Annotated in this window: 10 protein-coding genes; 2 read left to right on the top strand and 8 right to left on the bottom strand. The window is 73.3% G+C overall.

Annotated elements, in window-relative coordinates:
- The first annotated feature begins 76 nt into the window (after positions 1 to 76).
- Entirely contained in the window at positions 77 to 1,090 is a 1,014-nt protein-coding gene (locus ACZ6KF_RS20190; protein ID WP_469239494.1) for an LLM class flavin-dependent oxidoreductase, read from the top strand.
- On the opposite strand, the gene ACZ6KF_RS20185 is transcribed toward ACZ6KF_RS20190, so the two are convergent.
- From ACZ6KF_RS20185 to ACZ6KF_RS20165, 5 genes are all read right to left on the bottom strand, one after another.
- Complete coding sequence (locus tag ACZ6KF_RS20185) at positions 1,042 to 1,959, bottom strand: lysophospholipid acyltransferase family protein (protein ID WP_469239492.1); 918 nt, start codon at positions 1,957 to 1,959, stop codon at positions 1,042 to 1,044. The two genes, ACZ6KF_RS20190 and ACZ6KF_RS20185, sit on opposite strands and share 49 nt — an antisense overlap.
- A complete protein-coding gene (locus ACZ6KF_RS20180; RefSeq protein ID WP_356629055.1) occupies positions 1,959 to 2,732 on the bottom strand; it encodes a GNAT family N-acetyltransferase in 774 nt (257 codons plus the stop codon). Before ACZ6KF_RS20180 ends, ACZ6KF_RS20185 begins: the two co-directional genes overlap by 1 nt.
- Before the next feature lie 226 nt (positions 2,733 to 2,958).
- Positions 2,959 to 3,708: a succinate dehydrogenase/fumarate reductase iron-sulfur subunit gene (locus tag ACZ6KF_RS20175; RefSeq protein ID WP_356629057.1), complete on the bottom strand. Its 750-nt coding sequence runs from the start codon at positions 3,706 to 3,708 to the stop codon at positions 2,959 to 2,961.
- Positions 3,705 to 5,654: a fumarate reductase/succinate dehydrogenase flavoprotein subunit gene (locus tag ACZ6KF_RS20170; RefSeq protein WP_469239491.1), complete on the bottom strand. Its 1,950-nt coding sequence runs from the start codon at positions 5,652 to 5,654 to the stop codon at positions 3,705 to 3,707. The genes ACZ6KF_RS20175 and ACZ6KF_RS20170 overlap by 4 nt, the downstream gene beginning before the upstream one ends.
- 1 nt (position 5,655) lies before the next feature.
- Positions 5,656 to 6,363, bottom strand: a complete 708-nt coding sequence (locus ACZ6KF_RS20165) for a succinate dehydrogenase (protein WP_356629061.1) — start codon at positions 6,361 to 6,363, stop codon at positions 5,656 to 5,658.
- An 84-nt stretch (positions 6,364 to 6,447) separates the two neighbouring features.
- Between ACZ6KF_RS20165 and ACZ6KF_RS20160 the strand changes: the two genes are divergently transcribed.
- Entirely contained in the window at positions 6,448 to 7,332 is an 885-nt protein-coding gene (locus tag ACZ6KF_RS20160; protein ID WP_469239488.1) for a LysR family transcriptional regulator, read from the top strand.
- A gap of 512 nt (positions 7,333 to 7,844) precedes the next feature.
- Here the strand turns inward: ACZ6KF_RS20160 and ACZ6KF_RS20155 are convergent.
- From ACZ6KF_RS20155 to ACZ6KF_RS20145, 3 genes are all read right to left on the bottom strand, one after another.
- Positions 7,845 to 9,974: a putative bifunctional diguanylate cyclase/phosphodiesterase gene (locus ACZ6KF_RS20155; protein WP_356629065.1), complete on the bottom strand. Its 2,130-nt coding sequence runs from the start codon at positions 9,972 to 9,974 to the stop codon at positions 7,845 to 7,847.
- Complete coding sequence (locus ACZ6KF_RS20150; protein WP_469239486.1) at positions 9,971 to 10,783, bottom strand: SAM-dependent methyltransferase; 813 nt, start codon at positions 10,781 to 10,783, stop codon at positions 9,971 to 9,973. Before ACZ6KF_RS20150 ends, ACZ6KF_RS20155 begins: the two co-directional genes overlap by 4 nt.
- A gap of 298 nt (positions 10,784 to 11,081) precedes the next feature.
- Positions 11,082 to 12,020 carry an SCO0930 family lipoprotein gene (locus tag ACZ6KF_RS20145; RefSeq protein WP_469239485.1) on the bottom strand — a complete coding sequence of 313 codons (939 nt, stop codon included), beginning with the start codon at positions 12,018 to 12,020 and terminating at the stop codon, positions 11,082 to 11,084.
- Between the last annotated feature and the right edge of the window lie 413 nt (positions 12,021 to 12,433).

The raw sequence follows: 12,433 nt of genomic DNA, 5'->3' as shown, positions 1-12,433 counted from the left end.
AGGCACCCGCCGCGTCCGACGCCTGCGGCGCCCCCGGCTCGGGGAATGCCGCGGCGCGGACGGCGTTGAACCGGGTGTGACTTCCGTGATCGGCGCGACCCGTTTCTCCGTGCTCGACCGTTCCCGCATCCGTGAGGGGCACGCGGACGCCGAGGCACTGCGCGACACCGTGCGGTTCGCCCAGGAGGCGGAGCGGCTCGGCTATCACCGGTTCTGGGTGTCGGAGCACCACGGCGTGCCCGGCGTCGCCGGGTCCGCGCCCACCGTCCTGGCCGCCGCGGTGGCCGCCGCGACCTCCACGATCCGGGTCGGCACGGGCGGGGTGATGCTGCCCAACCACCGGCCGCTGGTGGTCGCCGAGCAGTTCGGGGTGCTGGAGTCCCTCTTCCCGGGGCGGATCGACATGGGGCTCGGCCGGTCGGTGGGGTTCACGGACGGGGTGCGCAGGGCGCTGGGCCGCGGCAAGGAGGACGCCGAGGACTTCGCGGCCCAGCTCGACGAGTTGCTCGGCCGGCTCCGGGGCACCTTTCCGGACGGGGTGCGGGTCCGGCCCGCTGCGGGGCTTTCGGAACCGCCGTTCGTGCTGGCCATGGGCGAGGGGGCCGCCGTGGCCGCCCGCGCGGGGCTGCCCATGGTCATCGGCGACCTGCGCGACCGCGCGAAGATGCTGCGCGGCGTCGAGCGCTACCGCGCCCACTTCCGTCCCTCCCCCTGGGCGCGGGAGCCGTACGTCGTCGTCTCGGGCACGGTCGCGGTGGCCGCGACCCCCGAGGCGGCCCGTCGGCTGCTGGTTCCGGAGGCCTGGTCGATGGCCCACTCCCGTACCCACGGCACGTTCCCGCCGCTCCCGCCCGCCGGACGCGTCGAGTCCCTGGCCCTGTCCCCCAAGGAGCGCGACCTGTACGAGTCCGGGCTCACCGGCCATCTGGCGGGCACCGAGGAGCAGGTGGCGGACGGGCTGGAGACGCTGCTGAAGGAGACGGGCGCCCAGGAGGTGCTGGTCACGACCAGCACGTACGACCGCGACGCCCTGCTGGACTCCTACCGGCGGCTGGCGCGCGTCGTCGCCTCCCGGGCCGCCGGCCGTTGAGCCGTCCCCTCCTGCGCCGTCGCCTCCCGGACGGTCACCTGACGGGGCATCACCGGCCGCCCGGAGGGAGCGATCCGCGCGGTGTGGTCGCCGCCCGGAGCGGTGTGCGGCTGGGCGGCGCGGGCGAGGGCCCGGCGGTCGGGGTGGGCGCCGGGCGCAAGGGGCGGCCGTATGTCCACCTCGGCGACCAGGCCGCGGGTGGAGGCGACCCGCCACAGCGAGGCGAGCAGGGAGTCCTCGCCGACGAAGGCGGGTGCGGTGCTGGCCGCGCCGTCGGCGAAGCGGTAGTGGAGGCGGACCGGCTGCACCGGCACGCCCGCGTCCAGGGCGGCCTGGAAGACGGCCCGGCGGAAGGCGCCCTGGGCCCGGCCGCACCAGGTGCTGCCCTCGGGGAAGACACCCACCGCCGCCCCGGAGCGCAGGGCGCCGGCGATGTCGGCGACCGTCCCGGGCAGGGTGCGCAGCCGGTCGCGTTCGATGAACACCACGCCCGCCCGCGCCGCCAGCGGGCCGGCGACCGGCCACTGCCGGATCTCCGTCTTGGCGATCATCCGGGCCGGGCGGACGACGGCGAGCAGCGGGATGTCCAGCCACGAGATGTGGTTGGCGACCAGCAGCAGCCCGCCGGCCGGTACGGGGCCGCCGGACAGGCGGATCCGCACCCCCGCGGCCCGCACGACGGCCCGCGACCACACCCGCACCAGCCCGGCGGGGACGCGCCCGCCGAGCGGCAGCAGCACGATGCCGGCCAGCACCAACAGCGTCACCGCGGCGAGCCGCAGCAGGGCCCGCGGCGCGGCCACCGCCCGGTCCGCGGGTTCGACGCACGCCCCGGGGGTGCAGGGCGCACTCGGCAGCCAGACGCTCATCAGGACGGGACGAGCGAGAGGAAGTGCTTCAGGTAGCGGGCGTTGACCCGGCTCATCGGCAGCAGCACATAGAGGTCGGCGACCCCGAAGTCCGCGTCGTGGGCGGGCTCGCCGCACACCCAGGCGCCGAGGCGCACGTAGCCGCGCAGCAGGGGCGGCAGGTCGGTGTGGCCGGCCGGGCGGGCGACGCCCTCGGGGTTCCACGGCGTCAGCGGCCGTACCCGGTACTCCTCGGGGGCGAGGTTCTTGGCCCGGACGCGGTCCCAGGTGGCGGCGGCGACCGCGCCGCCGTCGGCCAGCGGGATCGAGCAGCAGCCGGCCAGCCACTCGTGGCCGCGGTCGACCATGTAGCGGGCTATGCCGGCCCAGATCAGGCCGATGACGGTGCCGTCGCGGTGGTCGGGGTGCACGCAGGAGCGGCCGACCTCGACGAGTCCGGGGCGGATCGGGTCGAGGCGGGTGAGGTCGAACTCGCCCTCGGAGTACAGCCGGCCGGCGACCGCGGCGCGCTCGGGCGGCAGCAGCCGGTAGGTGCCGACGACCTGGTCGGTGAGGGTGTCCCGGACCAGCAGGTGGTCGCAGTAGGCGTCGAAGGCGTCGATGTCGTGGCCCGGCTGCGGGGTGGACAGCAGGGCGCCCATCTCGCCGGCGAAGACGTCGTGGCGCAGCCGCTGGGCGGCGCGCACGTCGTCCTCGTCGCGGGCGAGGGTGACGGTGTAGCGGGTGGGAGCGGCTGGCTGCGGGGGGCGGTCGAGCGTGGAAACGCCGGTCATGTCACTCTCCTGGTCGGGCCGGGGACGGCGGAGCGCGGAGCGGGGCCGGCGCCGTGTGTCCGGCCGCCACAGTTCTTCCGATTCCGGCTGTCCTGCGCGTGACCCGTGCGCGGAGAGCGGGTGTGAGCTAGTTGAATGCCCGGGGTGCACGACGGGGCCGGGATGAGCACCGCTCCCGGCCCCGCCCGTCCGCACCCTGCCGGCGAACGTTCCTCAGCTGCCGCGTCTAGCCCCTGGCCACCTTGCGGGTCGCGCGCAGCCACTCCTTGTTCATGCTCGTGATGGACGTCAGCGGGATGCCCTTGGGGCAGGCGGTGGCGCACTCGCCGGTGAGGGTGCAGCCGCCGAAGCCCTCCTCGTCCATCCGCGCGACCATGTCCAGCACCCGGGTCTCCCGCTCGGGCGCGCCCTGCGGGAGCACGCCGAGGTGGTTGACCTTCGCGGAGGTGAACAGCATCGCCGCTCCGTTGGGGCAGGCGGCCACGCAGGCTCCGCAGCCGATGCACTCGGCGTGCTCGAAGGCGAGGTCGGCGTCGGCCTTGGGCACGGGCGTGGCGTGCGCCTCGGGCGCGGAGCCGGTGGGGGCCGTGATGTAGCCGCCGGCCTGGATGATCCGGTCGAAGGCCGAGCGGTCCACGACCAGGTCCTTGATCACCGGGAAGGCGGCGGCCCGCCACGGCTCGACGTCGATGGTGTCGCCGTCCTGGAAGGAGCGCATGTGCAGCTGGCAGGTGGTGGTGCGCTCGGGCCCGTGGGCGTCGCCGTTGATGACGAGGCTGCACGCGCCGCAGATGCCCTCACGGCAGTCGTGGTCGAAGGCGACGGGGTCCTCGCCCTTGAGGATGAGTTCCTCGTTGAGGGTGTCCAGCATCTCGAGGAAGGACATGTCGGGTGAGACGCCGTCCACTTCGTACGTGGACATCGCGCCGTCGGCGTCGGCGTTCTTCTGCCGCCAGACGCGCAGGGTGAGCTTCATGCGTAGCTCCGCTGGGTGGGGTGGACGTACTCGAAGGCCAGGTCTTCCCTGTGCAGGACGGGCGCCTCGCCGGTGCCGGTGAACTCCCAGGCGGCGGCGTAGGAGAACGCGTCGTCCTTGCGGGCGGCCTCGCCGTCGGGGGTCTGGGACTCCTCGCGGAAGTGGCCGCCGCAGGACTCGGTGCGGTGCAGCGCGTCGAGGCACATCAGCTCGGCGAGTTCGAGGTAGTCGACGATGCGGTTGGCCTTCTCCAGGGACTGGTTGAACTCCTGGCCGGTGCCGGGGACCTTGATCCGCCGCCAGAACTCCTCGCGGATCTGCGGGATGCGCTCCAGCGCCTTGCGCAGGCCGCCGTCGGAGCGGGACATGCCGCAGAACTCCCACATCAGCTCGCCCAGTTCGCGGTGGAAGGAGTCGGGCGTGCGGTCGCCGTCGACGGCCAGCAGCAGGTTGAGGCGGTCCTCGGTCTCGGCGAGCACCTCCTGCACGACGGGGTGGTCCGCGGTGACCTCCCCCTGGCGCGGGGTGCGGGCGAGGTAGTCGTTGAGGGTGGCCGGCAGCACGAAGTAGCCGTCCGCGAGGCCCTGCATGAGCGCGGACGCGCCGAGCCGGTTGGCGCCGTGGTCGGAGAAGTTGGCCTCGCCGATGGCGAACAGGCCGGGGATCGTGGTCTGGAGGTCGTAGTCGACCCACAGGCCGCCCATCGTGTAGTGCACGGCCGGGTAGATGCGCATCGGCACCTCGTACGGATCCTCGTCGGTGATCCGCCGGTACATGTCGAAGAGGTTGCCGTACCTGGCCTCGACGGCCTTGCGGCCCATGCGCCTGATCGCGTCCGCGAAGTCGAGGTAGACGCCCTGTCCGCCGGGGCCGACGCCGCGGCCCTCGTCGCAGACGTTCTTCGCGGCGCGGGAGGCGATGTCGCGGGGCACCAGGTTGCCGAAGGACGGGTAGATGCGCTCCAGGTAGTAGTCGCGTTCGTCCTCCGGGATCTGCGCCGGCGGGCGGGTGTCGCCCTTGGCCTTCGGCACCCAGATGCGGCCGTCGTTGCGCAGCGACTCGCTCATCAGCGTCAGCTTGGACTGGTGGTCGCCGGTGCGCGGGATGCAGGTGGGGTGGATCTGGGTGAAGCAGGGGTTGGCGAAGTACGCGCCGCGCCGGTGGGCCCGCCAGATCGCGGTCGCGTTGGAGTTCATGGCGTTCGTCGACAGGTAGAAGACGTTGCCGTAGCCGCCGGTGGCGAGGACGACGGCGTCCGCGAAGTACGTGTCGATCCTCCCGGTGACCAGGTCGCGCGCCACGATGCCGCGGGCCCGCCCGTCGACGACGATCAGGTCGAGCATCTCGGTGCGGGCGTGCATCTCGACGTTCCCGGCCGCGATCTGCCGGGACAGCGCCTGGTAGGCGCCGAGCAGGAGCTGCTGGCCCGTCTGGCCGCGGGCGTAGAAGGTGCGGGAGACCTGGACGCCGCCGAAGGAGCGGGTGTCGAGCAGGCCGCCGTACTCGCGGGCGAAGGGCACGCCCTGTGCCACGCACTGGTCGATGATCTCGACGGAGATGTGCGCGAGCCGGTGCACGTTGGACTCTCGGGCGCGGAAGTCGCCGCCCTTGACGGTGTCGTAGAACAGCCGGTGGATCGAGTCGCCGTCGTTGCGGTAGTTCTTCGCGGCGTTGATGCCGCCCTGCGCGGCGATGGAGTGGGCGCGGCGCGGCGAGTCCTGGAAGCAGAACTGGACGACCTTGTAGCCCTGTTCGGCGAGGGTGGCGCCGGCCGAGCCGCCGGCGAGGCCGGTGCCGACGACGATCACCGTGTGCTTGCGCCGGTTGGCCGGGTTGACCAGCTTCGCCTCGAAGCGGCGCTTGTCCCAGCGCTCGTGGACGGGTCCGGGCGGCGCCTTCGTGTCGGCGATCGGCTCGCCCGTCGTGTAGTTGGCGTAGTCGCTCATGTCAGCTCACCACTCCGGTCATGACGCCCACGGGGACCGCGATGAAACCGGCCGTGAGCAGCAGTGCGAGGACGTCGGCCGAGGCCTTGAGGGCGCGGTCGCGGGTGCGGCTGCCGACGCCGAGGGTCTGGGCGGCACTCCAGAAGCCGTGCCGGATGTGCAGGCCGAGGGCGAGCATCGCGACGATGTAGATGACGTTGCCGTACCAGGTGGAGAACGTGTCCAGGACGTTCTGGTAGGGCTTGCCGTGCTCGAAGCCCCCGGTGTGCACGGTGCCGGTGGTCAGGTCGAGGATGTGCCAGACGATGTAGAGGCCGAGGATGACGCCGCCCCAGCGCATGGTGCGCGTCGCGTAGGAGGCCCGCGGCTTCTTGTGGACGTAGCCCCTGGGCCGCGCCCGGATGTCGCGGCGGCTGAGCTGGTAGGCGGACACTCCATGGGCGACGACCGCGACGACGAGGACCACGCGGATGAGCCACAGCGTCCACTCGTAGTGCATGAACGGTTCGCCGAGGGTGCGGATCCAGTGCGCGTAGCCGTTGAAGTCGCCCGGCCCGAAGAAGATCTTCAGGTTTCCGTACATGTGGACGACCAGGTACAGCAGCATGATCACGCCGCTGACCGCCATGACCGCTTTCTTGCCGACGGTGCTGTCCCACATCGTGCGCGCGAACGACGGCCGTCGGTCCGTCCGCGTTGCCAGAGCCATGTCCTCAGACGTTAGGGGGGAGAGACCCCATCGGTCCAAGACATGGTCCGGCTTGATTCGATAGGGCGGGCCTATGATGCGAGGGTGCAGTTCCAGCAGCTCCAGTACTTCGTCGCGGTCGCCGAGACCCGGCACTTCACCCGTGCCGCGGAACTCGTCCACGTCGCGCAGCCGTCGCTCTCGCAGCAGATCAGGGCGCTGGAGCGGGAGCTGGGCGCGGACCTCTTCCTGCGGGCCCGCGGCAACATCACCCTCACCGACGCCGGGGAGGCGCTGCTGCCGCTGGCCCGGCGCATCCTCGCCGACGCGGACACGGCCCGGCACGAGGTGCAGGAGCTGGCGCAGCTGCGGCGCGGCCGGGTGCGGCTCGGGGCGACGCCCAGCCTGTGCACCGGTCTGCTGCCGGACGTCCTGCGCGCCTTCCACGACCGTTATCCGGGCATCCGGCTGATGATCGAGGAGGGCGGCTCGCACGATCTCGTACGGCACCTGGCGCGCGGCGCGCTGGATCTGGCCCTGGTCGTGCTGCCGCTGCCGACGCCGTCGCCGGCGCTGACCACGGTGGAGCTGCTGCGCGAGGACCTGGTGGTGGTGTCGTCGCCGGAGACGCCGCGGCCGGGCCGGGGCCGGCGCACGGTGCGGATCGCCGATCTGGAGGGCGAGCGGCTGGTGATGTTCCGGCACGGCTACGACCTGCGGGAGCTGACCGTGGCGGCGTGCCGGGCGGAGGGGTTCGAGCCGGACTTGGCGGTGGAGGGGGGCGAGATGGACGCGGTGCTGGGGTTCGTGCGGGCGGGGCTGGGCCTGGCGGTGGTGCCGCGCATGGTGGCGGCGCGCTCGGGGCGGGGGCTGCGGGTCACCCCGCTGGCGCGGCCGGGGCTGCATCGCACCATCGCGCTGGCGCACCGCAGCGACGTGGCGCCGCCGCGGGCGGCGCGGGAGCTGCAGCGGATGCTGCTGGAGCGGTGACGGGGCCGGCGCCGCCGTTCCTGCGCCGGGCCGGCGCACGGCGCGTCGCCCGGCGTACGGCGCCGTGGTCCGGCGTACGGCGCCGTGGTCCGGCGTACGGCGCCGTGGTCCGGCGTACGGCGCCTCGGCGCCCGGCATGTCGTCGGGCGCGGCGCACATCGGCAGCACCGGCGAGTCGTCGGTGCGCGGCACGCCCGGCACGTCGGCGGGCGCCCCGCCACGGTCGGCGCCCGGCACACTCCCGTCGCCCCGCGTCACGGCGGCCGACGGCGCATCGGGCGACACACGGCAAGTCCGTGCGCGGCACGGCGGCACGCCCGGCACGTCGGCGGGCGCCCCGCCACGGACGGCGCCCGGCACACTCCCGTCGCCCCGCGTCACGGCGGCCGACGGCGCGTCGGCGGGGGCACGGACGTCGGAGGGCGCCTCGACGACCGACGGCGCCTCGGCGCACCCCCGGCGCGCACTGCAAGGCCCGGCGCGTCGGTGGCGCGGCCCCGGGGCGGACCGCGCTACGCCCGCGTGTCCGCCATCGCCAGCTGGTGCAGCCGGTCCGGGGGGCCCGGGCGGGCGTAGTACCAGCCCTGGGCCGTGTCACAGCCCAGGAGGCGCAGTTGCTCGGCCTGGGCGCCCGTCTCCACGCCCTCGACCGTCACCGTGAGGTCCAGGCTGTGGGCGAGGGAGACGATCCCCTCGACGATCTTGAGGTCCACCGGGTCCGCCGGAAACTGCTGCATGCCCTGGGTGAAGGAGCGGTCCAGCTTGAGGACGCTCACCGGCAGGCGGCGCAGGTTGGCGAGGTTGGAGTAGCCGGTGCCGAAGTCGTCCAGGGCGATGTCGACGCCCATCTCGGCGAGTCGGCGCAGCGGTTTGAGCAGGTCGTCGTCGGCGCCGATGAGGGCCGACTCGGTGACCTCCAGGCACAGCGCGTCCGGCGTGACGCCCTCGGCGTCCAGGATGTCGACGGTGTCCTGGACCAGACCGGGGTGGGTGAGCTGGCACGGCGAGAGGTTCACGTTGATCCGCAGCGGGCCGGCGTGCCGCTCCCGCCACGCCTTGGCCTGGCGCACGGACTGCTCCAGCACCCAGCGGCCCAGCGGCACGATCAGCCCGGTGTGCTCGGCGAGCGGGATGAACCGGTCGGGCCCGAGGACGCCGTGCTGCGGATGCAGCCAGCGCACCAGCGCCTCCGCGCCGCGCACGCTGCCGTCGCCGAGGTGGACGAGCGGCTGGTACTCGATGAAGAACTCGCCGCGTTCCAGGGCGGTCGGCAGCGCCGTGGTCAGCCCGTGCCGGGTGATGGCGCGGGCGTCGGCCTCGGCGTCGGCCGTCTCGTAGCGGTTGCCGCCCGCCGACTTGGCCCGGTACATGGTGATGTCGGCGCTGCGCAGCACCTCGGCCGCGGTGCGCTCGCCGGCGGCGCCCTCGACGATGCCGATGCTGCCGCGCACGGTCAGCTCCCGGCCGTCGACGCTGATCGGGGCGAGCAGGGCGTTCATGATCCGCGCGGCCAGCTCCTCCACCTCGCGCCGGGAGTCGGGGCCGGTGGTCAGCGCCACGAACTCGTCGCCGCCGAGCCGGGCGACCATCTCGCCGGGAGCGGTGGCACAGGCCTGGAGCCGGTCGGCGACCTCCACGAGCAGCCGGTCGCCGGCCGCGTGGCCGAGGCTGTCGTTGATCGTCTTGAAGCCGTCCAGGTCGAGGTAGCACAGCCCGAACCGCCGGCCGTCGCCCGCGGCGAGGACCTTCTCCAGCCGCTCGGAGAACAGCGTGCGGTTGGGCAGGCCGGTCAGCGCGTCGTGGGTGGCCTCGTAGCGCAGCCGCAGATTGAGCAGCCGCCGCTCGGTGGTGTCCTCCATCAGGGCCAGCTGGTACTGCGGGTTGCCGTCGGCGTCGCGCAGCAGGGAGACGGTGAGGTTGGTCCACAGGGCGGTGCCGTCGGGCCGGTAGTAGGCCTTCTCCACGTGGTAGTGGTCGCGTTCGCCGCGCACCAGTTCCTCGTACAGCCGCCACACCTGCGGCGCGTCCTCGGCGTGCGTCCACTCGCGGACGTTGCGGCCGCGGACGTTGTGCTCGGTGCCGCCGAACATGCGCATCAGGGCGTCGTTGGCCTCCAGGACGTTGCCGTCCAGGTCGGCGATGCCGATGCCTATCGCCGCGCCCTCGAACACCGCGCGGAAGCGGGCCTCGCTGCTGTGCAGGGCCTGTGCCACCACGCCCTGGGCGCGCAGCGCGGCCTGGGCGATGGACTCCTGCTCGGCGAGGGTGCGTTCGCGCAGCGCCTGGGCGTACCCGGCGGCCATGGCGTGCTGGAGGCGGGAGGAGCGGGCCCGCAGGTCCTCCTGGGGACCGCTGCCGCCGCAGTAGAGCACCAGGTAGGCGTCGACGCAGTCCAGGCTGCGGCTGAGCGCCTCCGGGTCGGTGCAGTGCGCCTCGACCAGCGCGGCACCGACCTCACGGCCGGCCGCCGCGTCGAAGCCGCGGGCGCGCAGGGCCACGCTCAGCCGCCGCGCGAGCGGCAGCAGTTGCTCCTCGAACTCGCGCCGGGTCAGCGACGAGGCCGTCACCGGGTACACGGCCCGGCTCCAGATCGTCGCGAACCGGCGCAGTCTGTCCTCCGGCCCGTCCGGTTCCGCGCTCACGCCGTACGCCCCACACCCGCGAAACCGGAGAACGCGTAGGGGTCCTCGTCCTCGGGCGCCGTCTCCGGCCGCCAGGCGGCCAGCGGCACCAGTCCCGGTTCCACCATGTCGTACCCCTCGAAGAACCGCGCGATCTCGTCGCGCGAGCGCATGATCAGCGGGTTGCGGATGTTCTTGTACACGTCGACGGTGCCGCCCGCCCGCTCGGGCGGCAGCGGGATGCCGTCGTAGGCGGCGTGCGTGAGCACCAGCATGCTGCCGCGCGGCAGCGCGTCCCTCAACTGCGCGACCGCGCCGTAGGGGTCGTCCGCGTCCTCGACGAAGTGGAGGACCGCGACCAGCAGCAGGGCGACCGGCCGGTCGAGGTCCAGCAGCCGCTCCACGGTGGGACTCGACAGGATCTCCTGGGGCTTGCGCAGATCGCCGGCGAGCACGTCGGCGTCGGCGTTGCCCTCCAGGACCGCCTGGCTGTGCGCGACGGCGACCGGGTCGTGGTCGACGTAGACCACGCGGGCGCCGGGATGGGCGGCCTGGGCCACCTCGTGGACGTTGCCGAAGGTGGGTATGCCGGAGCCTATGTCGAGGAACTGCGTGACGCCCTCGCCGACCGCGAACCGCACGGCGCGGCGCATGAAGGCACGGTTCGCCTGCATGATCTTGGGGAGTCCCGGCATGAACTCCATGGCCTTGCGGGCCGCCTCCCGGTCGACCTCGAAGTTGTGCGAACCGCCCAGGTAGTAGTCGTAGATGCGTGAAACGCTCGGCACCGAGATGTCGATGCTCCGGGGGGCCCAGGCGGGACGCTCCATCTACTTCTCCAAGGCGTAGGCGATCCGGTGTTCGAGCAGAGGCTACTGATCGTCCGCCAAAGGAGCGAGCCGAAACGGAAATTGACCGTCCGTTCCCGGTCACTGCCTGTGGCTCGTACCGAATCGTCGCGCGGCGGGGAGCGAGGCGCATGTGCCCCGGGGAGTTGCCCGAGAGTTCCGGATCGTGCTGGTGCATTCCGACAAAAACGGCCCGCCTCCTGCGAGGGGAGCGCAGGGGCGGGCCGCGGGGGGAGGCGCACGGGGAGAGGCCGGCCGGGGAGCCGTTCCGGCGGGGTGGCTACCGACCTTTCGCGGGCGCGCCGACCGGTTTTCCGTCGGGCGCCACGGCGAACCAGGTGCCGCCCACACCCTGGCCGTTGGTGTCGCCGGGCTTCTCGTCCCCGGCGAAGGTGTAGATGGGCCAGCAGTCGATCGTCTGCTGTCTGACGCCGTCGGGCCGGGTGAAGCTCATCAGTCCCTTCTTCTCCACGCCCTTGGTGTCGGCCGCCTCGACCGGCGCGACGACCGGCCACTTGTCCAGGCATGCCCCGGTGCACGCCGAGACGGGCTTCGGCCAGGCCTCGTCCTCGAGGAAGCGGTAGACGGTGTTGCCGTCTCGGTCGACCACGATCTCGCCGAGCTTCGGGTCCTCGCGGGTGGACAGCCCCGGCAGGTCGGCGAGCCTGGCCTTCTTGCCGTCGGGCGCGAGCGCGTGCCAGGTGCCGTTGACCCCTTGACCCTTGGTGTCGCCCGGGTCGACGTCCTCGGCGAAGCGGTACGCCGGCCAGCCGCCGACGGTGAGCTGCTTGGTGCCGTCGGACCGGGTGACCTCGCCGAGCAGCGATTGGTCGACGCCCTCGCCGGCGGAGGCGTCGTCCGCGGGGACCGGCGGCCAGGCGGTGGCGCAGTCGCCGTCGCAGGTGGACCTGGGCGGCTCGGCGGTGTCCTCGTCGAACCGGTAGAGGGTGCGTCCGCCGGCGTCGGTCAGCAGCTCGCCGAGTTGCGGGTCGGCCGCGACGGCCAGCTCGCCCGCGGGGGCGGCCTGGGCGGCCGCGTTCTGCTCTCCGGGCGCGGCGCCCGCGCCGATGCCCGTGCCGCCGTATCCGCCGGCCGGCGCCGTGGCGCCGACGTTCTGGCCGGCCGGCCCGTCGGCGCTGTCCTGACCGCACGCCGTCGTCAGCGCCAGCACTGCCGCGGCGCTCGCCACGACAGAGGCGCTCCGCCAGGAGGTCTTCATCTCAACTCCCCGATCATCGCAAGGTGTCGCGGCGCCCTGCTGGGCCGTCGCACGACCAGGGGTACGGGCGGGGGCGGCCGGCGTGTTCAACCGCGTCGGTTTTTTCTTCTCCCGCACGGTCCCGCCCTCTCCCCGACGACCCCGCGCTCTCCCTGACAACACCGAGTTCTCCCTGGCAACCCCGAGAGCGGCGTTTCCCTCGTTCGGACCAATCCACCGCGGCCCGCCCACGGCCTGACCCGTGACGGCCCATGCTCGGCATCGTGCATGGTTGCCGACCGACCCATTCGCCTTTGCCCACAAGGCTGTTGGCCCTCCTGGCGCTCGCCTGGGCGCTCGCCGGCGCCCCGGCCGGCGTCGCGGTGGCCGACGCGTGCGCCCACGCCTCGACCGGACCGGACGGCACCGAGGCG

It is taken from the genome of Streptomyces sp. NPDC046379, assembly GCF_055587785.1.
This window is presented reverse-complemented; position numbering and strand designations above follow the sequence as displayed.